Genomic DNA, 24,087 nt, shown 5'->3' on the forward strand with positions numbered 1-24,087 from the left:
TCTTGCTGGATGAAGCCAAAACCTTTGGTTTCGTTGAAAAACTTAACGGTACCGGTGATCATGTTAGACATATCTTTTAAACCTGTATTCAAAATAATTACTTATGCTTTTCAGCGGGTAAAGCTCAAAAAACGGGATTAACTTATGAACAACAGGACAAGATGTGAAACATCGTATTCATTGACATAACTATCGCCCTTTCAAGCTGGTTTGGATTATACGTGGCTTTGTAGATTACGCAAACAAATTTGTGCCCTGCCAATGACAGGGCACAACCCCTTATAAGGTGGCTGCTTCCAACGCTTCGACCAGCGCTCTGAGAAAACGAGCCGCCTCCCCGCCAGTGCAGGCTCTGTGGTCAAATGTCATCGACAGCGGCAATGCCCTGACGGGACGCGCTTCCCCATGGATGAACACCACTTTTTCGAACAGTTTGCCTGCCCCTATGATGGCCACCTGCGGCGGCGTGACGATGGGGCTGGCATAACGGCCTGCGATGGCACCGAAGTTGGTGAGCGTAATGGTCGCCCCCTGCAACATCTCGCGGGGCACGGCGCGCGCCTTCACATCGGCGATCATCCGATCCAGCCCTTGCCGGATATCTGCCCCCTCCCGCTCGGCCACGTTCTCCATCACCGGCACATAGAGGCCATGCTTTGAATCCACCGCGATGGCCACATTGACCTCTTTGAACAGCCGCCGTGACAGGGTGTCGCCATCAAACCAGGCATTCATCGAGGGCTCGGCGCGGCACGCCACGCCAATGGCCTTGATAAGGCGCACCGTCACATCCTCATCAGGCCGCCAGTGACGCAAATCCACCTCGTCGGTGATGCTGACCGGCACCACAGTCTGATGAGAGAGCTCCATCGCCTTGGCCATGGCCCGCCGCGACCCTTTGAGGAATTCGTTGCCACTGCTCTGCTGGGCCTCGAATGCCTGCTGCACATCCAGCTCGGTCACCATGCCGCCGCTGCCACTCCCCTTGATCCGCTCGATATCCAGACCCAGTTTTTGTGCCAGCAGGCGCACGGCAGGCATGGCTTGCACCAGCGATCCCCCCGGGGCAATGGCCCCCACCACGAAGTGATCCTCGATATGTTGCTGATGGGCGCTCACCTTGCCCACCACGGTGCCATCATCTTCGCCCCCCTCGAACTCCACCAGCGGTGCACCGATATGGAGGATATCCCCCTCGGCGCCGCAGAGACGGGCAATCACCCCGGCTACCGGAGAGGGTACATCCACCAGCGCCTTGGCCGTTTCCACCGACAACAGCACCTGATCGACCGCAACGGTATCACCGGCACTCACCTTCCACTCGACGATCTCGGCTTCGGCCAACCCTTCACCCAGATCCGGTAATTTGAAAAATTTCATAGCCACTGGTTCTCCATCAGCTGGTGAGCGGCATCGGCGATATCCTGCTCGGTGATGAGGTAATACGCCTCGTTGCGATAGTAGGGGACGGCGGCATCCACGCCGGTCAGCCGCTTGGGTGGCGCCTTGAGGCTGGGAAGTGCCTGCTCGGTCACCCGCGCCACGATTTCGGCTCCGACCCCGAAGCTGCCACACGCCTCGTGTACCACCAGCAAGCGACCGGTCTTGCGCACCGAGGTGAGGATGGTCTCCATATCCAGCGGCTTGATGGTGGCCAGATCCAGCACCTCGCACTGGATATCCTGCTCGGCCAGCAGGTTCGCCGCCCGCATCACCTCCTGAATGCAGGCCCCCCAGGCCACTATCGTGATATCCCGGCCCGGGCGCAGGGTGAAGCAGACATCCAGCGGCAAGCCGACACCGTCATCCACCACCTCGGATTTCATCGAGCGATAGATGCGATCCGGTTCGAAAAACATCACGGGATCCGGATCGCGTATGGCCGAGAGCAGCAAACCATAAGCGCGCCTCGGGCTGGAGGGGATCACCACCCGTAGCCCCGGAATATGAGCAAACAGCGCCTCGACGCTCTCGCTGTGATGTTCAGGCGAATGAATGCCCGCGCCATACGGGGAGCGATAGACGAGGGGACAGGAGAGGCGGCCACGGGTGCGGTTTCGCATCCGCGCCGCCTGACAGATGATCTGCTCCATCCCGGGGAAGATGAAGCCCTGAAACTGGAACTCAGCCACCGGCTTGAGCCCCTGGGTGGCCATGCCGACCGCCACCCCGGCGATCAGCCCCTCGGCCAGCGGCGTGTCGATCACCCGCTTGAAACCGAACTTGTCGCGCAGGCCCACGGTGGCGCGAAACACCCCGCCGTTGACCCCCACATCCTCACCCAGTACCACCACATCCGGGTCGTGCTCCATCTCGTAGTGAAGGGCCATGTTGACCGCTTCCAGCAAACTGATCTCACTCATGGCCCACCTCCTGCTTCATCCCCTTGGCAATCACTCGCTCGCGCTGGGGCAAGAGTTCGTCGGGCAGGCTGGCGTAGTGATAATCGAGCATCGCCTCCGGTGGCTGGGGCGCCATCGCCTCATAACGGGCGACCGCCTGTTCGACCTCTCGGGTAGCTTCCACCAGCAGGCTCTGCTCCTGCTCTTCATCCCACCACCCCTGGCTGTGCATAAACTGGCGCAGCCGCTTGACCGGCTCTTTCGCCCAGGCGGCCTCGACCTCGGCCCCATCGCGATAGCGAGTGGCATCGTCGGCCGTGGTGTGATCGCCGAGGCGATAACTGACCGCTTCTATCAGGGTCGGCCCCTTGCCGCTGCGGGCCCGTTCGACGGCACCGCGCGCGGCATCGTAGACCGCCACCACATCGTTGCCATCCACCTGCAGGCTGCGCACCCCTGCACCAATCCCCTTTTGGGCCAGCGTAGGAGCGCTCGATTGCAGCTTGCGCGGCACCGAGATGGCCCACTGGTTGTTGTTGACAATGATGACCATCGGCAGGTGCCAGACACCGGCGCAGTTGAGCCCCTCCAGAAAATCCCCCTTGGAGGTGCCGCCATCGCCGATAGTGACTACGGCGACGCGCGGTTGATTACGCAGTTTGAAGGCAGAGGCAATACCGCAAGCGTGGGTGATCTGGGTGGCGATGGGAACGCAGATGGGGAGATCTTCAGAGGGAGTCCCATCGGGTTTGAGAAAATAACTGCCCCGCTCGTCACCGCCCCAATATTGCAGGTTCTTCTCCATCGGCACGCCCCGCACATAGAGGGTGGGCATGTCCCGATAGTAGGGGACGTAGACATCCTGCGGCTGCATGGCGAGACCGATGCCAATCCCCACGGCTTCTGCGCCGAGATGGGAGGGAAAAGTACCGAGTTTGCCGGTTCGTTGCAGCGCAATCGCTTTTTTGTCATAGCTGCGCACCATCACCATATTGCGGTAGAAGGTGTGCAGTATCGCCTTGTCCAGCCAGGTCGGTAAGGTGGCGACCGGGCACCCTTCCGCATCGAGGTAACGAAGGAAAGGGATGTCGACATGGGTCATAACTGGCTCCTTGCCGTTGTGAGCGTCACCGATGCTGGTGACACCTAAATGTAAATACCTTGTTAAATAAAAAGCAAAGAGATTTACTCAGGTAAGACCAGTAGAAACTTCTTTAAAGTAGCGAAGGAGCTGAATTTTCGGCGATGAGTGGCAAGGTATGCCGTAAATGGTGCAACTTTGCAGCGCTGAAGACAGGATGCCAAATATTGAAAAGGGGAGCCTTGCTCCCCCTTCTGTTACTCAAGTCAGCGGTTACGCCAACCAACAGTTACGCCAGCCACTGTTGCAGCTGGCGGGCCATGCCAACTGGCAGCAGGTGAGCGCGGTTCAGCAAGTGGCTGCGCCAGGGCTCGGCCAGCAAGGTGGGGCAAATTCGCATCTCCCGTCCCCGGTCAGCCACCCGCACCAACCGATCGATGAGGGTCTCCAGCGGCGGATGCGCCGGCCAGTGAGGATAGAGGTCGGCAGTCGCGATCCCGGCCAACTCGCACACCCGCTCCTCTTCCCCATCTCCCTTCCCATCAACCGTTGGCCAAGGGTGAAGCACCTGTAGCCAACCCGGCCGTGCTGCCTCCAGCAACTGGCCCAGCGTCGGCTGCGCAAAGTGGGGATCCCCAGCGACTTTGAGCAGATGACGCGTCCCCGCCAGCACCACCACGCCGCGCGGGGGAAGTGCAAGAAGATAGTCGGCCAGCGCCTGATCCCGCCCCCTGTTGTGTTGCTGCCACCGCTCCGGGCTCATCTCCTGCCACTCGAATAAGGGCTCGCAGAGATGCACCCGTAGCCGCACATGTTCAGGGCGCACCAGATTGCTCTGGCGCAGAGCGGAAAAGAGAGCCGGAAACTCGGGGGCCATCCAGGCGGGAAAGGCGCAGGAGTCGAGCCAGACCGGATAGAGCCGCGCCAGCGTGAGCGGCTCACCCTGCCAGCTCTCCTGCCCCGTCAGCCAGGCATCGAGCAAGCCCTGATGGCGGCGGTTGCCGCACTCCAGCACCAGATCGGTCATGACTCCCCAGAGCGCCGGATCACAGAGCCAGGCGTGCTGGCGCCGGATAAAATCCGGGTGCCAATGCGGCTCCCCCAGCCCCACCAGTTTGCCCGCCAACAAAGCTTCCCTGATAGCGGCAACCGGGGTCATGCGTCCTCCTTCTGCCGGATGTGCGGTTGCTGCCCCACCCCATCGACCCGCTCACCAATAAGGGCGCCAATCTTTGCCAGCCAGTCGGGATGCACCATCTCCTGATGCAGGCAGGGGAAACGCTCATAGCGGATCTCCCCTTTTGTCAGCGACTCCCAGCCGCGCCCATCCAGCCAGGGCTGGCGGGAGGCTGACGCCTCGATAAAGATCACCTCCCCGTGGTAGCAGTAGTCGACCGGCTGACGGATTAGCCGGTTGTTGTGGCCCACCAGCTCAATCATGGCGCTCACCACCTGCTCGTCGAGCATGGCCAGCGCACTCCCCTCCGCCCCCAGTCGGGCCACCACCTCGGCGCGAGTAAGGGAATCGAGCGCGTCGTCCGCAACCGCAATGCCTCCCATCCGCAGCAACGCATCGAGCATCCGCTGCTCGTCGGGCAACGGCTGGGTCTGCCACTGCTGACAGGGGTAGGCATCGAGCAGCAGCACCATGGCCACCTCTTGTCCCTGCTCTTGCAACATGGCGGCCATCCGGTGCACCAGCATGCCCCCGAGTGACCAGCCGAGCAGCCAGTAGGGCCCCTCGCTCTGCTGACGACGCAGCTCGGTCACATAGTCGAGTGCCAGCTCGTCGAAGCTGGCGGGCAGCGGGGCATCCGGCTGGCAGAGCGCCCTTGCCTGCAGGGCATAGACCGCCATGTCGGCCGGCAGATGGGGCACCAGCGGCGCATAACACCAGCCGAGCCCCCCTGCGGGATGGACGCAAAAGAGGGTGGGGCACGATGTACCCGATTGAGCATCATGCGCCCGCAGGGGCAACAGCATGGGCATGGCCTCCCGCTCGCCGCCCAGACGGCGCGCCAGCTGGGCGGGGCTCGGCGCTTCGAACAGACTGGCCAAAGTGAACGCCTGTCCGGTCGACTCTTCAATGCGCACCACCAGTTGAGCCGCCAGCAGGGAGTGGCCGCCGAGGGCAAAGAAGTTATCGTCGGCGCCGACCCGCACCAGCCCCAGTATCTCGGCGAAGAGGCGACAGAGCCGCTCCTCCAGCAGGGTTTTCGGCAGTGACTGACCCACCGCCGACGCCATGTCGGGCAGTGGCAGCCCCTTGCGATCCAGCTTGCCATTGGGAGTGAGCGGCAGCTCAGCCAGAGTGACCAGGAGCCCCGGCACCATGTAGTCAGGCAAGGCAGCGCCAAGGGCAGGTGCCAGCTCGGCCAGCGTCAGCTCGCTGCTATCTGCGGCCACCACATAGGCCACCAGACGGCGATCGCCGGGGGTAAATTCGGGGGCCAGCACCACCGCCTGCGCCACCCGGGGATGGCGCAGCAGCACCTGTTCGATCTCCTCCAGTTCAATGCGCTGGCCGCGGATCTTCACCTGAAAATCGAGGCGCCCCAGATACTCGATGGCGCCATCCTCGCGCCAGGCGGCCAGATCGCCGCTGCGATAGAGCCGTCCCGCGCCGAAGGGGTTGGCAATAAAGCGCTCGGCGGTGAGCTCGGGCTGGCCAAAGTAGCCATCCGCCACCTGCACGCCGCCGATCCAGAGCTCCCCCGCCACACCGGGGGGCACCGGTTGCAACCAGGGGTCGAGAATGTGGATGCTGGTATTCCAGACCGGATAGCCGATGGGCACGCTGGTTACAGCCTCGTCTGCCCGGCAGGGATACCAAGTGACATCCACCGCCGCCTCGGTCGGGCCATAGAGGTTGTGCAGGGGGGCTGAAAATGTTCCATACCAGCGCTGCACCAGATCCGCGGGCAGCGCCTCGCCGGAGCAGAAGACCTGCCGCAGGGCGCGGCAACGCGCAGGCTCGGCCTGAGTGACAAAGATCTGCAGCATGGAGGGGACAAAGTGCAAGGTGGTGATCCCGGCCTGCTCAATCAGTTCGGCAAGGTAGGCGGGATCCTTGTGGCCGCCCGGTTTGGCGAGCACCAGCCGCGCCCCGGTCATAAAGGGCCAGAAAAACTCCCAGATGGAGACATCGAAACCGGCCGGGGTCTTTTGCAGCACCCGATCCGCCGGGCCGATGGGATACATGTGCTGCATCCAGAGCAGCCGGTTGACGATGGCGCCATGGCTCACCACCACCCCTTTGGGCCGACCGGTCGAGCCGGAAGTGTAGATGATGTAGGCCGCATCTTCCGGTTTGGGGGCTGGCAGATCACAAGGTGCTATCCCCGCCACGTCTATCGTCGCCAGTTGCTCTGCCACACCGGGGGCATCGAGGCAGACAAGTGGCGCCGCCACATCGAGCGGCATCTGAAGCGTATGGCTGGTCAACACCAGCGCAGGATCGCTGCTGGCGAGAATGTAGCCAATCCGCTCCGCCGGATAGTCCAGATCAACGGGCACGTAGACGGCTCCCACCGCCATGATGGCCTGCTGGGCGAGAATAAGCTCGGGAGCGCGCGGGATCACCACCGCCACCCGGCAACCGGGGCCCACGCCCCTCCCCGCCAGATAGCTGGCCAGCTGGCGGGTGCGCTGGCGCAGCTCGGCCACACTCCAGCGCTCGGCGCCACACTCCAGCGCGATGGCGCTCTGATCTGCCGCCGCCAGCCCCTCGGCCAGCAGTGCGCTCAGGGTGGTGGTCGGCAACGGATAGTCGGTCTGGTTCCAGCGCGCCAGCTCAGCCTGCTCGCAAGGCAGCAGCAGCGGCAAACGCACTGCCTCCACCTCGTCATCCGCCTCACTCCAGGCGGCCAGATAGGCCAGCAGTCGGGCCAGATGACGTTCGCTCTCCTGTTGGCTGAAGCGCCCCTGATGTGCTTCGAGGGTCAGGGTCATAGCGCCTGCCTCCTCGGCAAAGTAGAAGGCGCACTCCTCCACCGGCCCCGCCGCCAGCACCTGCACCTCGCCACGAACCTGGTTGTGCCCTTCACCAACGCTGAGGGTGCGGGCAAAGGGCATCAAATTGACCTGAGGGCCAAACAGCGGCTGGCCCGGCTGACGCTGTTGCAACCACTCCTGACGGCAGCCCTGATGACGGCGCAGGGCGGCAAATTGCCGCTCGACCTGTGCCAGCAACTCCCCTACCCGGCTGGTGCCGCTCAGCTCGATGCGCAGGGGCACCACATTGACTTTCATGCAGGGGGTATCGGCCGCCGCTGAGCCCAGCCGCCCCATCAGCGGAATACCCAGCACCACCTCGCCAGCGCCACTCATCCGCTGCACATAGCTGGCCAGCGCCGCCAGCAGCAGGCTGTAGGGGTGACAGGCCGAACGACTCGCCCGCGCCACCAATGCCTGCCACTGGCGGCCAGCAAGCCGTTGTTCAAGACGATATGTGGGGCCCGGCCCTTGCGCCGGACGGCGGGAGAGCGACGCCGGGTTCTCCACCCCGGCCAGCTGCTGCACGAAGAAATCGCGATCCCGCGCGGCACGCGGTGAGTCCTGATAGGCCGCCTCCTCGGCCAACAACTCCTGCTGGGTCGCATAACGACAGGGAGCAGGCTGCTCGCCCATGCAGAGCGCCTCATACCAGCTCGCCACCCGCTGGCAGAGCAAACTCAGGCCAAACCCGTCGATGGCGATATGGTGCACGGCGATAAACCAGGCCCACCGCCCCTCGCCAAGGCGATAGAGGGTGGTGGCAAACAGCGGCCCCCCGGCCAGATTGAAGGGGACGGCCAACTGCGCACGCATCTCGGCCTGCGCGGCTGCGAGCGGGTCGGCTTCGCTGCGCAGATCCCGCTCGCTCAGCTGCCAGCAGGCGGGGTTGGCCACCATCTGCGGGCCATCGGCAGTGGCCACAAAGGCGCAGTGCAGACCGGGGATCTCGTCGATGGTCTGACGCACCGCTCGGGTGAAGTGATGGGGAGCCAGCGCCCCCTCCAGCAGCCAGTACTCGCCGGTATTGCAGGCGGGGCTCTGCGGATATTTTTGCTGGGCAAACCAGATGCCCGCCTGAGCGGTGGTTAGCGGCCAGCACGGGTGATCACCACGCTGGTGGGTGGCGCGCATCGCCATTGTCTGTTCCATGGGAATGTCCTTGCGCAAACATCGAGCGAGCAGTGACTTGCCCCTGCCCGCATGGCTGAAAAGCGAGGAGGCCAGGCCTCCTCCATAAAGAGAGTGTCACGCCTGCCAGATCGGCAGAGTGCAGGCTAGACCCCTAGGGTGGCACCGCCATCGACCACCAGATCCTGCAAGGTGATATGGCTGGCGGCATCGGAGGCGAGAAACAGCACGCAGGCAGCCACCTCGTCGGGGGTCCCAAGTTTGCCAAGGGGGATCCCCAGCTTGAACTGCCCGGGCAGGCCCGCGATGGTGCGCAGCTCTCCTTCCTGCTGCGCCGCCTCCCCCTCCTGCCACATGCCGTACAGCATCGGGGTTCGGGTCGAACCCGGTGACACCAGATTGCAGCGCACGCCGTAGGGTGCAAGCTCCAACCCCGCCGTTTGGGTGAGGCTGGTCAGCGCCGCCTTGGAGGCGCCATAGATACCCATCCCCACTCGTGGCACCCGACCGGCATTGGAGGAGACATTGACGATGGCGCCCCTGCGCCGTCCCTGAAACCAGGGGGTCAGGGCCCGCATCAGGTAGAAGGGGGCGAAAGTGTTGATGGCGAAGGTGCGCTGCAAGAGGGCGTCATCCACCTCATCGAGCCTGCCGGTCGCCAGTACGCCAGCGACATTGACCAGCACATCGGGCCCCAGTCCCTCGTCGAACAGCTGTTCGCAGCAGCGGGCCACGGCCTCGCTGTCGCTCACATCGATCACCACCCCCTTCACGTTGCCGGGCAGTGCCTCGGCCAGTTGCAGATCAAACGCCACCACGCTGGCCCCTGCCTCGGCAAAGGTGCCCGCCACCGCATGGCCAATTCCCTGCGCTGCGCCGGTCACCCAGACGGTTCTGCCTTGCCACTCGCTCATAGGGTGCACTCCGGTTCGCTGACGTGCTCTTCGTTGGCCTGATAAGCCGTGGCCTGACTGACGTGAAGCTGACGGGAGAGGAGCGCCCACCAGTGAGCCAGGGTCGGCGTGCGGGCCAACTCGGCCAGCTCCACCACCAGCCCCTGCTGACGCCACTCTTCCACCAGCCCCATCACAGCCAGCGAGTCGAGACCGTAGTCGAGCAGGTTGTCATCCTCGGTGGGCTGCTCCTGCTGCATCTCGGCGGGCAGCCGCGCCAGCACCTGAGCACGCAGCGACTCCCGGGTCAGAGGGCGTTTGCTGACCGCCATCACCTCGGCCACGGTGATCACCCGACCGGCATTGCGGCTGACATAGGAGAGCGCCAGCAGATGATCCTCGCGGGAAAAGTCGGCGATGGCATCAGCCACCAGGAAGGGGCGGATATCACGCATAAAGGCATCGACCGCCGTCTGCATTACCCCGATATGACCGTAGATGCCACAGATCACCAGCTGATCCCGCCCCCATCCGGCCATCAGCTCCGCCAGCGGTGAGCGACAAAAAGCGCTGTAGCGCCACTTGGTCAGCACCGTATCCTGCGGCTCGGGTGCCAGCGCCGGAACAATCGGCTGACGCTCCGGCGCCCGGGTCAGTCCCGGCCCCCACATGTCGTTAAGTAGCGCCCGATCGGCCAGGCTCTGCTCGGCAGGCTGGGCGGTATAGACCACCGGCATGCCAAGAGCTCGCGCCTGACGGATCAGGGTGGCGATATGGTCGATGACCTGATTGATCAGCGGATTGTCCGGCCCGTAGAAATCGACGAAATAGTGCTGCATATCGTGGACCAGCAAGGCGGCGCGGCCCGGTTCGAAGGGCCAGTTCACCCGCCCGGTTGGCAGCTCCTCATCGGTAGGCAGCGGGTAGGCTGCGAGGGATTGAATGGTCATGCACACTCCTTGGCGAGCTGCTCGCGCAGCGTCTGTTTGTCTATCTTGCCGACCGGGGTGTGGGGCAGTTGCTCCACCAGCACCAGGCGATCGGGCAGTTTGTAATCGGCCACCCCCTGCTCGCGCAGGAAACGGCGCAAGCGGGGCAGATTGAGGGGCTCGCGGCACATCAAAAAGGCGCAGCTGCGCTCCCCGAGCATGGGATCAGGCATGGCGACCAGCGCCGCCTGCCGCACCTCCGGGTGGGTCAGCAACAGCTCTTCAATCTCGAGGGCGTCGATCTTCTCCCCACCCCGGTTGATCTGATCCTTGTTGCGCCCCACCACTATCAGATGACCGCCGGGCAAGCGGCAGACCAGATCGCCGGTGCAGTAGAAACCGTCCCGGTCGAAGGCACGCTGATTGTGGGCATCGGCCTTGAAGTAACCGCGAAAGGTGTAGGGGCCACGCGTCCAGAGCTCGCCGCACTCGCCATCAGGCAAGGGGTGCCCGTCGCTGTCTCGCACCTCCACCTCGTCGCCCGGGCTCATCGGACGGCCCTGGGTATTGACGATGTGCCACTGGTCATCCTCGATGCGGGTGTAGTTGACCAGCCCCTCTGCCATGCCAAACACCTGCTGCAAACGGCAACCAAGGCGGCTCGCCACCGCCTCGGCATGAGCCGGGCTGAGGCGCGCACCGCCCACCTGCACACACTCCAGAGAGGTCTGCGGATAGTGGCTGGCCGCCTCCAGCCAGAGCGCCAGAGCCGGTGGCACCAGTGCCGCCCAGTTGACCTGATGGCGCTGCACCAGCGGCAGACAGGTTGCGGCGGAAGGATCCTTTGCCAGCACCACGCAGCCACCGACATAAAACACCCCGAGTGCCCCGGGGGAGCTCAGGGGAAAGTTGTGGGGCGCTGGCAGAGCGCAGAGATAGATCACCCGCTCATCCCAACCGCACACCGCTACGCTCTGGCGCACGCTGTAGCCATAGTCATCGTGGGTGCGGGGGATCAGTTTGGGGGTGCCGGTACTGCCGCCGGAGAGCTGGAAAAAGGCGACCTGATCGGCCGGAGTCGGTGCAGGTGTTGGCGCAGCAGCCACCTGCACAGAACCATCAGTACTAGCCATCAATTCAGGCCGACGCCATGCAAATCCAGACTGAAGATCACCCCCTTCAGCCTGCTCGAACAGCTGTGTCTGGCAGGAAGGAGATACCAGCTCATCAAGGGCCGCGAGGCTCCCCGCTTCACCGGCAAAGCCGGGATGGGAGGGGCTGAGAACCAGCAAGGCGGGCTCAATCTGGCGGGCAAAGGCCACCAGCTCGCGCCGCTGATGGCTGTAGAGGGCATGCACCGCCACTACGCCGCAGCGGATCAGGGCAAACCAGCAGATATAGAACTCGGCGCAGTTGGGCAACTGCACCAGCGCGGTATCTCCGTGGCCCAGCCCGCGCGCGGCCAGCCGCGCCGCCAGTGCATCGACCTCACGCTTTAACCGGCCATAACTGAGGGTGCGTTCGCCACAGATCAGGGCCGTGCGCTCGGGATAACGTTCGGCGGAGTCATCGAGCAGGGCGGTGAGCGGTTGTCCGCACCACCACCCTTGTGCCCGGTAGTGGGCAGCCAGCTCGACAGGCCAGGGGGTAAAGGGCACCAGCGGCTTCATGCGGTTACCTCCGGCTCCCGGCTTTCGAGGCCGAAGGCACGCAACATGGTGCCAAGCTTGGCGGCGGTCTCCTGCCACTCCGCTTCCGGCGAAGAGCCCACCACAACCCCGGCGCCGGCATAGAGCCGCAGTTGCCTGCCAGCCAGCACGCCACAGCGGATGGTGACCACCCACTCGCCATTGCCATCGGCATCCATCCAGCCGACGGCGCCACAGTAGAAGCGGCGATCGTACCCCTCAAGCCGGGCGATGGCCTGACGTGCTGCCGAGAGCGGCGTGCCGCACACCGCCGGTGTCGGGTGCAACGCCAGCGCCAGTGCCAGCACGGGAGAGGGCTCATGGAGCCGCCCGGCGATGCGGGTCGAGAGGTGCCACATGGTAGGAGTGGCGATCACCTGCGGCTCCAGAGGGACGTCCAGCTCGCGGCAGAAGGGATCGAGGACGGTGGCGACCGCATCGGCCACCAGCGCATGTTCATAGCGATCCTTCTGCGCCCCCAGCAGTTCGACACTGGCCGCCTGTTGATCGGAAAACGCGTGGCGCGGACGGGAGCCCGCCAGCGGATTGCTCACCACCGCCATCTCGCTGCGCGATACCAGCAGCTCGGGGCTGGCGCCAAGCAGGGTCTCCCCATCCGGCAGCGGGATCTGGAACACATAGGCGCCCGGATTCTGGGCCAACAGAGAGCCATAGGCGTGTGCGGGGGAGGTCTGCTCTGCGCTCTGCACATCAATGGCGCGCGACAACACCACTTTCTCGAGCTGCCCCTCGCTGAACTGCTGCAACGCTGCCCGCACCGCCCCCTGATAGTGGGCGGAGCCGGTCACTTCGCTCACCTCGCCATGGAGCTGGCAACAGCGGGCGGGCAACAGCGCATCCCTTGCGACCCACTGCGATTGCGCCGGGATCACCAGATGCCAGGGGGATTGGGTATCAAACGGAATGGCGCCGATGGCGATGGGATTGGCCATCCCCTGCTGGCGCAACTGACGCAGATGGGCGAGCAGCTTCTCCGGCGGGATGCCGGTAAAACTGTCGTGGATACCGGAGGCGACCAGAACCCTGCCACCGCTGGCAAAACAGCACGCTTTATCCAGCCCGGCAGTTGCTGCGGGCCACTCTCCTTCCAGTGCATGGTCACACATGACGGTGCTACTCCTTGGAATGAATCACTGCCTGACACGACTTAAAGTGAGTCATTTGACTCACCAGATGTCAGGGTGAACGGCATCCTAACAAGGAGCGAAAAAACGATCAATACAAATGAGAATCAATTTCATTAACTTTTTTTTAGTCAAAAGAGGGTGACGAACGAAACTGAGCTTCGCCGATAAAAAAGAGTTGCGATCGGAGCAAATTCAATTTGATAATGATAACGCTTATCATTTATATATTGTGGAAGATGTAAATAATGAAATCCTCAACCTCCCGTTTTATTGCTCCCAGCCTGCTGGCCACTACCATCGTCACCCTGCTGACCCAGCAAGCGATCGCCGCCAGCAACGCCCCTCAAGCCGATGAGGTGATCACCGTCACCACCACGGCGCACAATACCCGCTCAGCACCGGCCTCCATCTCTGTCATCACGGCAGAACAGATCGCCGCCGCGCCGGTCAATGACCTTGCCGACCTGCTGCGCCACGAAGTGGGCATTCAGGCTGAAGCTGACACCAATGGCCGCAGCGATATCGGCATTCGCGGCATGTCCGGCAAATACACGCTGGTACTGGTGGATGGCAAACGCCTCTCCTCCTCCAATGCCCTGTGGCGCGGCGGCAACTTCGACAACACTCCCGTGCCCCTTGGAATGATCCAGCGGGTCGAGGTGATCCGTGGCCCCATGTCGGCACTTTACGGCTCCGATGCCATCGGTGGTGTCATCAACATCATCACCAAGCAGCCGGGCAAAACCTGGCAAGGGGCGGCCGATGCCGACTTCAAGGCTATCGAAGGCAAGGATGGCGGCGATCAGCACAGAACCAACCTGGGCTTTACCGGCCCGCTGACCGACAACCTGCTGATCCGGATGAACGGCGAGGTGTATGACCGTCAAGCCTGGACTCCGCCCGAAGCGGCCGACGGCATCCCCCTCATCGAAGCCAAACAGACCCGTAACTTTGCCTCCACCCTGAGCTGGCTGGTGGATGAGCAGCAACGCTTCGAGTTTGACTATCTCTACAACCAGGATGAGCGGCCTCTCGATATCTTCCGCAAGACCGGCAACAAGGTTCACAGCCGCCAGCAGCAGAATGATCGCAACCTGTTTGGCCTGACTCACAAGGGGAACTGGAGCTGGGGTGACACCACCGTCATGGCCAACTACGAGACCTCCCAGATCGACGACTTCAACACCAGCTACTCGGCCCCGCAGCAGCGGGAGCTGGAAGAGAACACCCTGACCCTCAAGGGCTATACCAACCTGGCGCTGGCCAACCACTACCTGACCCTGGGTGGTGAATATCTGGACCGGGAGCTGGTGGATGCGGTGAGCTACAAGGATATCGGCGGCAAAGAGAGTCACTCTCAGGAGGCGCTGTTCGCCCAGGATGAAATTGGCCTGACCGACAGCCTGACCTTCACGCTGGGCGGCCGTTACGATCACCACGAGATCTACGGCAGCCACTTCACCCCGCGCGGCTATCTGGTCTATGAGATGAACGATGTGGTGACAGTGAAAGGCGGTGTCAGCCAGGCCTTCAAGGCACCGGCACCACACCAGTACTCCAACGGTTACAGCATCGAGAGCTGCGGCGGCAGCTGCCGCATCTATGGCAGTGACAAGGTCAAGCCGGAAACCAGCACCAACTACGAGCTGGGTGTCATCGCAGGAGAAGGGATCTGGGAAACCAGCGCCACCCTGTTCTACTCCGACATCGACGACATGCTCACCTTCAAACAGCTGCCGAACTCCACTGACCGCACCTGGTACAACCTGGAGAAAGCCACCACCAAGGGGTTGGAGCTGACCGGCAAGCTCGATCTGACCGACAATATCAACCTTGGAGCCAACTACACCTACCTCAAGGCGGAAGGCGATCAGGGTCAGGCTCTGCCCGAGCGGCCGGAGCACAAGGCCAACGCCAAGATCACTTGGCAGGCCACCGAGCGGGTAAATGCCTTTGTCGGCACCACCTACACCGGCACCCAGTTTGCCGAGCAGACCGTCAACAAGGTTGTCGTACTGCACAAGCTGCCCAGCTATCAGACCTTTGATCTCGGCACCGGCTTCAAGGTCACAGAGAACTTTGACCTGCGGCTGGGGATCAACAACCTGACCGACGTTCGCCTGCAAGAGAAAGATACAGTCTTTCAGAACGTCGAACCGGGTCGCAGCTACTACGTCAGCGGCTCAGCCCGCTTCTAAGGTAGCCAAGGCCGATATAACAGAGCGCGGGCCCATGCCCGCGCTCTGTTAACCAAGAGAATAAGGGGAAGATCCCCACTGGACAGCAAAGAGCATGCAGATTTCCATTTGTCATCAGGATCGCTCATGTTCACCTCACTTCTGAATGCTTCACCCCTTGCCACCCTGCCCACCCCTGACGAGATGTTAAAGGCCAGACCCTGTCCGGCACGGCTCGCTCGCCAGATCGCACGCAGCCGCCAGCAAGCCCGCCATATTCTGCAGGGAGAGGATGATCGCCTGCTACTGGTGATCGGCCCCTGCTCCATTCACGATCCGGCAGCCGCCCGCGACTATGGTGGCCGGCTCGCTGAACTGCAGGGCCAATACGGGGAGCAACTGCAACTGGTAATGCGCACCTATTTCGAAAAGCCGCGCACGACGCTCGGCTGGAAAGGATTTATCTTCGATCCCGACCTCGATGGCAGCGATCGACTGGAAAAGGGACTAACCCAGGCTCGGGAGTTACTGTTGGCACTTGGACAGGAAGGGCTCGCCTGTGCCACCGAATTTCTCGATCTCACCAGCATGCTCTATCTGGGGGATCTCATCAGCTGGGGTGCCATTGGCGCTCGCACCACCGAATCCCAGCTCCACCGCCAGCTGGCCTCGGCCCTTCCCTGCCCCATCGGTTTTAAAAACGGTACCGACGGCAATATCCGGATCGCGGTAGAGGCGATCCTCGCCAGCCGAGCGGCCCACCTCTATACCCAACCTTCCGGTGATGGCCAGCTGGCACTGGTGCGCAGCCATGGCAACCCCGACTGCCACCTGATCCTGCGCGGTGGCCGCCTGCCCAACTATCAGAGCTTTCATGTGGCAGAGGCTGGCGAGCTGCTGCGCCAGCATCATCTGTCACCCCGGCTGATGATCGATTGCAGCCACGGCAACAGCCAGAAGCAGCATGCCCGCCAGCTGCTGGTTGCCCGTGACATTGCCAACCAGCTGGGGGCAGGTAGCCATGCCATCGCCGCCATCATGGTGGAAAGTTTTATTTGCGAAGGGCGTCAGGAGATTGGCAGCAAACCGCTGTGCTACGGCCAGTCGATCACCGATAGCTGCATCGGCTGGGAACAGACAAGGCAACTGCTCGATATGGTGGCAGAAGGGGTTGAGGCGCGCCGTCAGCAGCGGGTCGCTCTGGCGGGATAAATGGCGGATTAGAGAGATAACGCAGAAAAGAGTGTGGCCCCGATGGGGCCACCTTGTTGTTCACTGTCTGACGCACGTCAGGCGACTGACTCACGCTCCACCAGCTGGGCTTCAAACTTGAGCGCCAGGCCGTCCACCGGCTTGTGATCGAGCAGACGCAGCGCCAGTTCAGCAGCGCGGCTGCCCATCTCCTCGATGGGGTAGCGCACTGTGGTGAGCTTGGGATAGATGTAGCGGGCGTAGGGGATATCGTCGAACCCCACCACCGACACCTGCTGCGGGATCTTGTAACCCCGCTCCAGCAGGCAAGAGATCGCCCCCGCCACCATGCCGTCGTTGAAACCGAGCACGGCCGTGAACTCGACACCACGGGCCAGCAGTTCACTCATCGCCACATAGCCGCCATTTTCGTCGGCAAAGGCGCGGCTGACGAGTGCAGGATCAAAGGCGATCCCGGCTCTGGCCAGGGTCTGGGTGTAACCGGCCATCCGCTGCTGACCATCTACAAACTCTTCATCATCGGAGGTGATAAAGGCGATGTTGCGATGACCGGCATCCAACAAGTGCTGGCACGCGGTGGTGATCCCCGCCTGGTTATCGAGCCAGACGCAGCGATCCTCAAAGCCCGGCACCTGACGGTTGATGAACACGATGGGGGTAGAGCCTGCCGCCAGCTCGCTCAGCTCCTCGTCCGGGAGCGCCTTGCTGTGGAGGATCAGCGCATCGCACTGGCGCTGCAGCAGCGCCTGAATGGCATGACGCTCGCGCGCGATATCGTGGTTGCCAGACATGACGATGGTGAACTTGTTGGCCTGATCGACCATGGTTTCGATGCCACGCATCATCTGGGCAAAGAAGGGGCCGCCGCAGAGGTCGCCAACCAGCACGCCAATGCAGTTGGAACGCTTGCTGACCAGTGCCTGGGCAAAACTGTTGGGTCGAAAATTCAGTTCCTTCATGGCCGCCAGTACGGCCTCACGCTTTTCCGGTGCTACCTGTGCCGTGTTGTTGATAACCCGCGACACGGTGGAGATAGACACATTTGCCAGCTGAGAAACGTCTTTAATCGTTGCCACTATCCATTCCTTTATTGTGGGGGAACCTGTCGGTGCCGACGCCCGAGTATACCCTGCGGCCTGATGCAATTCCCGGAGCCAGGTCACCAGGCATGTTTCCTTTGGTAACAAAACCTTACCCGATGATACCCGGCAGCAGGGAAATTTGAAAACAGGGGCCGGCTGGCGGCCCCCGACTCAATAGGCGTGATTGAGCTCCCGCTCTGACATGAAGCGCAGCGGCTGCTGCAGCTTGTGCTGATAGATGAGATCGAACGACAACACGTTTTGCACGTAGTTGCGGGTCTCCTTGTAGGGAATGCTCTCGACCCACACGTCCATCGGCTTGTTGTCACTCTGCTCTCGCCAGCGTTTTACCCGTCCTGGCCCGGCGTTGTAGGCGGCCGCCGCCAGGATCCGGTTGCCATCATAGACATCCAGCAAACGCTTGAGATAGGCGCTCCCCAGACGAATATTCATCGTCGGATCAAATAGTTGCTGCTCGTTGCGATAGGGCACCCCCAGCTTGCCAGCGGTCTCTTTGGCGGTGGCTGGCATCAACTGCATCAGACCGCGCGCCCCCACCGGCGACTGGGCCAGCGGATAGAGGGCACTCTCCTGACGGGATATGGCATAGAGCAAACTGGTGTTCATGGTGCGCTCTTGCGCCATCTGGGAGAAGGTGCGCTTGAGCGGCAGCGGGAAGCGCAGGTCGAGGGCATCCCATGCCTCGGCGCGAATACTGGCGAGAATGGCCAGCTCGTGCCACCCCTGATTGAGGGCGATATGACCAAACTCGATGCGCTGGGCCACCGGATTGCGATCCATGTTGTGGATCCACTCCGAGCGGGCCGCCGCAATCTCGTTCATCGAGAGCAATTCGCGCACCCGCAACAGGAAGGGCCAGCGCTGGCTGGCCGTGCGCCAGTCCGGTACATGCTTGACGCTCTGGTTCTTGATGCGATAGGGCACGCCGGTGCGCTGGGCGGCCATAAAGCCGTAGAAACCGCGCAGGTTGGCGGTCTCCAGATAGAGATCCCGCGCCGGTTTTTGCTGCCCCTGCACCTCAAGGGAGCGCGCCATCCAGTAGCGCCAGCGATCCTCTTTCTGACGGGCCATCGGCATCATCTTCACCCAGCCGGAGAGGCCACGCCAATCCTGCTCCCAGATGGCCAGTCGCGCCCGCAGCTCGGTGATGTCGGGATCCGCCAGCTTTTTCACCGTGCTGTCGACCCAGCTACGCTGGGCAATGGAGCGATCCAGCAGCAGGCGGCGGGCAATGGCACGCTCTACCGGTTTCACCTCGGCCTGGGTCAGGCCGAAACGGCTGCGAAACAGCGCAAGCTGGCGCAGCACCGACTCCGGCTCCTGATTGGCATAGCGGGTCAAACCGAGGGAGAGCAGCTTGCGGGAATAGGGGTTGCTGCTGAAATAGGCCGGGTTCATCGCCTTGGCTGGCTGCTCGAACAGGGTCACCATCTGATCGCCATAGCTCTGCAAGCCGCTACCCAGGGTCGCGCCAAGGTGGCGGATCAGATTGGGGTTTTCCGCCTCGAACGCCAGCGTCATCCGCTGCCAGATCTTCTCCTGGGTACGCTGACCGGATGCCTGCCACAGCTGAAATAACGGGGAGCAGGCATCGGGACGGGATTGACCGCTCATCCAGATCTTGCCCGCCCCCTGCAACGCCTCTTTCGGCTTGCCGGTGTAATAGAGCGCCTGATAGTGCATGCAGAGCAGGTCGGTGGAGCTCGGCTTGGCCGGATAGAAGCGCAGGAACTGCGACCACTGCTGGCTCTGGGCCAGATAGGTCAGATAACTGCGCTCCAGCCGGTTGGACTGGGGGGTATCCCCATGCTGGCGGATAAAACGGGTCACATCGTTGTAATCCGCCGCCCCAGGACGAAAGGCGAGCTGATAGTAATCGAGGTAAGGGAGCAGGGGGTAATGGGTCAAACGGGCACGAATTTGCTGGAAACGGGCCTGATCATTGGCCCGTACGGCGTCATACGCCTGACGGTAGAGCGTCTGGTCGGCAGTCTGCGCCATCAGGGTCGGCACGAACAGCACCGACAAAACAATTCCCCATACAGCTTTCACTGAACATCTCCATTGAGGGCAATACACCGCCCGGTGGCGGTGGGTCTACTGCCTCTCATTCTACCCGTTGCTGGGCAGCGCTACAGCGGGGAGCAGGGACTATTTTTCTGCCTCGCTCAGCTGCATTTCACGCAGTTGCTCAGGTCTGGTCAGCCGCTGTACATATTTCTCCAGATAGGGCACCGGCAGCGGCTTGGAGGCGAGATAGCCCTGATAGAAACTGCACCCCTGCGCCTTGAGAAACTCCAGTTGCTGACGGGACTCCACCCCTTCCGCCGTGACGTTGAACCCCATATGTCGCGCCATGGCGATCACCGCCTCGACGATGGCCATGTTGTCACCATCTTTCGGGATGTCCTGAATGAAGGAGCGGTCGATCTTGAGCTCATCGGCAGGCAGCCGCTTGAGGTAGCTCAGGGAGGAGTAACCGGCGCCAAAATCGTCGATGGCAAAGCTGATGCCGAGCTCTTTGAGCTCGGTCATCTTGCTGATGGTGTCCTCGGCGTGGCCCAGCACCACGGATTCGGTGATCTCCAGATTGAGGCAGGCCGGATCCATGCCGGTTTGCGCCAACACATCGTGTATCCGCTCGACAAAGTCGGTGGCATGGAACTGTTTGGCACTGACGTTGACCGAGATCTGCGGAATGTGGATGCCGTTCTCCTCCCACAGCACATACTGGGCGCACGCCTCGTGCAGCACCCAGTTGCCGATATCGACAATCAGATCGGTCTCCTCGGCGATGGGGATAAATTCTGCTGGCGAGACCAGCGAGCGACCGGCCGGCTGCCAGCGAATGAGCGCCTCGACACCAATGATATCGCCGCCATCGACCATATGCTGGGGCTGATAGTAGAGGGTCAGCTCTTGCTGGCTGAGAGCGTTGCGCAGTTCGTTGTGAATAAGCAGACGGCGATCCGCCTGCTGCTGCATCGAGGCATCGAAGAAGCGACGGGTCTTGCGGCCAGCGGACTTGGCCTGATACATGGCGGTATCTGCCTGCTTGAGCAGATCATCGACACCCTGCTCCCGATCCGGAAACAGGGTAATGCCGACACTGGCGCCGATGTGCAGCACTTGCCCCACATAGGTATATGGAGCGGCAATCTCGGTGATGAGCCGTTCGGCAATGATATCGGCCTGCATCTCCGCCTGGGGCGGGCTGGCCGAGAGCGATGGCAGCAGCAACACAAACTCGTCACCGCCGAGACGGGCCAGACAATCCCCCTGTCGCACCAGCCGTTTGAGACGGGCGGCGACCTCCTTGAGCAACCAGTCACCGGTGGCGTGGCCGAGGGAGTCGTTGATGGTCTTGAAGTGATCGAGATCGATAAAGAGCAGCGCGCCAATCAAGCCATCGCGGGTCGCCTCGTTGAAGGTCTGCACCAGAGTCTCGTGGAGCTGACGGCGATTGGGCAATCCGGTCAGCTCGTCGTAATAGGCGAGATCCTGAATGCGTCGCTCGGCCGCCTTGCGCTCGGAAATATCTTCAAAACAGATGACAAAGTGGCTGATCACCCCTTTTTCATCCTGCACCGGTGTCACTATCTCCCACTGGGGATAGGTGTGACCATCGACATGGCGACGCTGGGTCTCCCCCTGCCAGCGGCTGAGGGTATTGAGCTCGTAACCGAGCCCCCCCAGATTTGGCCAGAGATCCTCTTCCAGATGCAGGCCCAGCACCGACTGGCTGTCGAAGCCGGTGATCTGGCTGAAGGCGTTGTTGACCCGCAGGATCTTGAACCCCGGATCCGTGATGATGATCCCTTCGTGGGTCTCGAATGCAACGGCAGAGAGGCGCATCTGGGCATCGGATTGCAGACGCTCCAGCTCGGCCACCATCCGTACCGAGAAGGTATTGAGCACCGAGGTGAGATTGCTGGTATCTGCCGGGGCCGAATAGAGCAGCGCCAGATGGCCCAGAAGTTGGCCTCTGGCATCAAACAGCGGCTGACCATAATAAGTCTGCCCGGCCGCCAGCCAGGGTTGATACTCCTGCGACTCGTCGATCACCTCGAAACAGATGGCCCCTTGCTTGTAGAGCTCCTGACAGGGGGAGCCCGCCAGCGGGTAGTCCTTCTGCGCCAGCCCGTCGGCGGCCAGCACTTTGACCCGGTCGGCACCGCACAGCTCACCCACCCAGACCGCATCCACCTTGAGAATATGAGCCAGCTGGCTGACCAGGGTATTGAAGAAATCGAGCCCGGTTCGGGCAGAGAGCGCCTGCGCCAACTGGGTGAGCAGGGTGGTTTGCAGCAACGGCAAAGAGAGGTTGAGAGAGGATACTGCACTGTTGGCGGTATCAAGAGGGGCCAGCCAGCCACAGCAGATCTGCTGGGTGGGCACAAACTGGCCGCTCCAGAGCACATGGTTGAGCTGCCCCTGATCATCTTTCAGATGACCGATGAACTGTTCAGGCAGATGTGATTCATGAAGCCGGACAAGAAAGTCGGCAAAGCCTGCCTCATCTTCCGGTAACAGGCGAGCGGCCCAGGGATGATTGCCCTCCCCTTGCCACTGCTGGTAGGCCCCCTGATCAGAGAGACTCCACTGATCATGTTGCCGATCGAAAAACCACATGACTTGCGTGGCCTGCTGCTTCATTTACCACTCCAACACAACAACCAACCACGTTTGATGTCCAATCAGGCATAGCAACGCCCCCTGCATCCGCTCATCAGATCAGAGGTTGCGAGGGAAGAGTACAAACATGCGATATCAAGCAGTGGAAACCGGACATGAGGTCGACACGAAGTGCTGCCAAGAAGGGACAGAAACGATCCTATTCCCGTCATACTGCCTGCCAGTTTCATGGAGCTCAAGCTGTTTTTGGCACGAAACCGGAAAAGATCACAATTTATAAGTTGCTGAATAGCCAAGGGAATGTTATGTGACATAGATCACATTTCAATCTTTACCAATGAGTAATCTGAAGGTGAAGACACAAGCAAGACGACCCGAAGGGGGCCAATATGAAAATCGAAATTACCAGCAAAATCATCGACATCACCCCGGCTATCCGCGAGCGCATCGAATCCCGTTTTGAAAAGCTCGAACGTCTTCAGGTGCCTCTCATCACACCCCATGTGATTGTTTCCAAAGAGCGTCTGATGTTCACTGTCGAAGCCAGTGCTGGCATCCCCAACGGCAAACTGTTTGCCCAGGCAGAGCATGAGGATCTCTACGCCGCCATCAACGAACTGGGGCAAAAACTGGAGCGCCAACTCAACCGTCACACCGAAAAGCCGATTGCCCGTCGTGCCAATGCCGCGCTCAAAGAGCAGCCGCAACCGGATGAAGCTGACGCTTGATAGCATGCCGCAAGGCTAAAATTCTAAAGAGCATAAAGGCGGGGTCACCCGCCTTTTTGTTGCCTGTGATTTGCCGACAAGCATCGCGTTACACCAGTGAACAGGCACCATCAACTGAGCCAGTGCAACCGGGTATCCACCCCCTCTTGCAAACGATCGAGGATCGGCAGCAATACCAGCGGATCCTCCTGGCGTGGCATATCGGCCAGCTTTCCTTGCAACCGCTCCCGCGCCAGCGGTGACAGGTTGTCGTAGACAGCCTCATCCAGCAGCGGCTGTTTGACCGCCAGCGGCGGTGTTTGCAGCGCCAGCCAGAGCCGCACATCCACCATGCTTCCCCCCTGCTGCAGCCGCTCATTGATGGCACTGCAGTCACTCCCAGCCCCTTCAGCCACCAGCACCTCTGCCGGTCTCAGCGCAAAGTGCAGACGCCAGTCACGGCTCTGGGGAGTGGCCGCCGGTTTGGCATCAAACCAGGGCTGCTCCTCCACCGCGTCGGTCAGCAGGGCCAGATGCAACCGGAAATCCGCCCGATCCCCATGCTGCAGGTCACGGTTGAGGCGCTGCCCCAACTGGCCCTCATCAACGAGCAGGTGATTACGGATTGAACTGGGCAGCATGAGATAACTCTCGAAAATGGCGATTTCACTGGTTATCGGCCACAAATCCAATTCGTTTAATGGAAAAATCCTGCTTGGGGGTTCACAAAACCGGAAGATCTGTTAGTATGCGCCTCGCACTTGTGGAGGGGTTCCCGAGCGGCCAAAGGGATCAGACTGTAAATCTGACGGCTCTGCCTTCGAAGGTTCGAATCCTTCTCCCTCCACCATTTCAAGTGCGACAATTTGAAAGCAATACCCCGTGGAGGGGTTCCCGAGTGGCCAAAGGGATCAGACTGTAAATCTGACGGCTCTGCCTTCGAAGGTTCGAATCCTTCTCCCTCCACCATCATTCAGAAAACCCGGCTTGGCGCCGGGTTTTCGCATTTCTGGTCTGCCAAATCCGTTATTCCTCTGCACTCCCTTAT

The 24,087-nt window shown here is 61.6% G+C and carries 17 protein-coding genes and 2 tRNA genes; 5 read left to right on the plus strand and 14 right to left on the minus strand.

The genetic code is table 11. From position 1 onward, the window contains the following. The 10 genes from G5358_RS07000 to G5358_RS07045 form a co-directional block, all read right to left on the minus strand. Positions 1-62, minus strand: a 62-nt coding sequence (locus tag G5358_RS07000) for a cold-shock protein (protein ID WP_421297730.1), incomplete at its 3' end; no start/stop codon positions are given. Positions 63-279: 217 nt separating this feature from the next. Next, on the minus strand, positions 280-1,380 hold the full coding sequence (locus G5358_RS07005; RefSeq protein ID WP_005359484.1) for a dihydrolipoamide acetyltransferase family protein: 1,101 nt from the start codon (positions 1,378-1,380) through the stop codon (positions 280-282). Continuing rightward, positions 1,377-2,363, minus strand: coding sequence for an alpha-ketoacid dehydrogenase subunit beta (locus tag G5358_RS07010; protein WP_040066143.1), 987 nt, complete (start codon positions 2,361-2,363; stop codon positions 1,377-1,379). Before G5358_RS07010 ends, G5358_RS07005 begins: the two co-directional genes overlap by 4 nt. Continuing rightward, positions 2,356-3,444, minus strand: coding sequence for a pyruvate dehydrogenase (acetyl-transferring) E1 component subunit alpha (gene pdhA, locus G5358_RS07015; RefSeq protein ID WP_421323843.1), 1,089 nt, complete (start codon positions 3,442-3,444; stop codon positions 2,356-2,358). Before pdhA ends, G5358_RS07010 begins: the two co-directional genes overlap by 8 nt. Positions 3,445-3,712: 268 nt before the next feature. Beyond that, positions 3,713-4,582 (minus strand): hypothetical protein, encoded by an 870-nt coding sequence (locus tag G5358_RS07020; RefSeq protein ID WP_421323844.1) that lies wholly within the window; start codon positions 4,580-4,582, stop codon positions 3,713-3,715. Further along, the gene (locus G5358_RS07025; protein WP_421323845.1) at positions 4,579-8,568 is read right to left on the minus strand and encodes an amino acid adenylation domain-containing protein; all 3,990 of its coding nucleotides are present in this window, start codon (positions 8,566-8,568) and stop codon (positions 4,579-4,581) included. Before G5358_RS07025 ends, G5358_RS07020 begins: the two co-directional genes overlap by 4 nt. Positions 8,569-8,693: 125 nt before the next feature. Continuing rightward, a complete protein-coding gene (gene dhbA / locus G5358_RS07030; protein WP_421323846.1) occupies positions 8,694-9,461 on the minus strand; it encodes a 2,3-dihydro-2,3-dihydroxybenzoate dehydrogenase in 768 nt (255 codons plus the stop codon). Beyond that, positions 9,458-10,390, minus strand: coding sequence for an isochorismatase family protein (locus G5358_RS07035; protein WP_421323847.1), 933 nt, complete (start codon positions 10,388-10,390; stop codon positions 9,458-9,460). Before G5358_RS07035 ends, dhbA begins: the two co-directional genes overlap by 4 nt. After that, entirely contained in the window at positions 10,387-12,039 is a 1,653-nt protein-coding gene (locus tag G5358_RS07040) for a (2,3-dihydroxybenzoyl)adenylate synthase (protein ID WP_421323848.1), read from the minus strand. Before G5358_RS07040 ends, G5358_RS07035 begins: the two co-directional genes overlap by 4 nt. Next, positions 12,036-13,184 carry an isochorismate synthase gene (locus G5358_RS07045; protein WP_421323849.1) on the minus strand — a complete coding sequence of 383 codons (1,149 nt, stop codon included), beginning with the start codon at positions 13,182-13,184 and terminating at the stop codon, positions 12,036-12,038. The genes G5358_RS07040 and G5358_RS07045 overlap by 4 nt, the downstream gene beginning before the upstream one ends. A 266-nt stretch (positions 13,185-13,450) precedes the next feature. On the opposite strand from G5358_RS07045, the gene G5358_RS07050 reads away from it, so the two are divergent. Both G5358_RS07050 and G5358_RS07055 read left to right on the plus strand, forming a co-directional pair. Next, positions 13,451-15,403 (plus strand): TonB-dependent receptor domain-containing protein, encoded by a 1,953-nt coding sequence (locus G5358_RS07050; RefSeq protein WP_421323850.1) that lies wholly within the window; start codon positions 13,451-13,453, stop codon positions 15,401-15,403. A 126-nt stretch (positions 15,404-15,529) separates the two neighbouring features. Beyond that, entirely contained in the window at positions 15,530-16,594 is a 1,065-nt protein-coding gene (locus tag G5358_RS07055) for a 3-deoxy-7-phosphoheptulonate synthase (protein WP_236357319.1), read from the plus strand. 77 nt (positions 16,595-16,671) lie between these two features. Here G5358_RS07055 and G5358_RS07060 read toward each other — a convergent pair whose 3' ends face one another. From G5358_RS07060 to G5358_RS07070, 3 genes are all read right to left on the minus strand, one after another. Beyond that, positions 16,672-17,670 (minus strand): LacI family DNA-binding transcriptional regulator, encoded by a 999-nt coding sequence (locus G5358_RS07060; RefSeq protein WP_040066127.1) that lies wholly within the window; start codon positions 17,668-17,670, stop codon positions 16,672-16,674. A 177-nt stretch (positions 17,671-17,847) separates the two neighbouring features. After that, complete coding sequence (locus tag G5358_RS07065; protein ID WP_216954150.1) at positions 17,848-19,749, minus strand: transglycosylase SLT domain-containing protein; 1,902 nt, start codon at positions 19,747-19,749, stop codon at positions 17,848-17,850. 99 nt (positions 19,750-19,848) lie between these two features. After that, entirely contained in the window at positions 19,849-22,353 is a 2,505-nt protein-coding gene (locus G5358_RS07070) for a putative bifunctional diguanylate cyclase/phosphodiesterase (RefSeq protein ID WP_040066125.1), read from the minus strand. Between the two features lie 368 nt (positions 22,354-22,721). Here G5358_RS07070 and hpf point away from each other — a divergent pair, with 368 nt between their 5' ends. Continuing rightward, positions 22,722-23,060 carry a ribosome hibernation-promoting factor, HPF/YfiA family gene (hpf, locus tag G5358_RS07075; RefSeq protein ID WP_005334257.1) on the plus strand — a complete coding sequence of 113 codons (339 nt, stop codon included), beginning with the start codon at positions 22,722-22,724 and terminating at the stop codon, positions 23,058-23,060. Between the two features lie 110 nt (positions 23,061-23,170). Here hpf and G5358_RS07080 read toward each other — a convergent pair whose 3' ends face one another. Next, positions 23,171-23,680, minus strand: a complete 510-nt coding sequence (locus tag G5358_RS07080) for a VC2046/SO_2500 family protein (RefSeq protein WP_204483842.1) — start codon at positions 23,678-23,680, stop codon at positions 23,171-23,173. Between the two features lie 124 nt (positions 23,681-23,804). On the opposite strand from G5358_RS07080, the gene G5358_RS07085 reads away from it, so the two are divergent. After that, positions 23,805-23,889 (plus strand) — tRNA-Tyr (locus tag G5358_RS07085). A 34-nt stretch (positions 23,890-23,923) separates the two neighbouring features. Continuing rightward, a tRNA-Tyr gene (locus G5358_RS07090) sits at positions 23,924-24,008 on the plus strand. Positions 24,009-24,087: the final 79 nt, after the last annotated feature.

Source organism: Aeromonas sp. 604176, assembly GCF_049170755.1.
GTDB lineage: Bacteria > Pseudomonadota > Gammaproteobacteria > Enterobacterales > Aeromonadaceae > Aeromonas > Aeromonas veronii_A.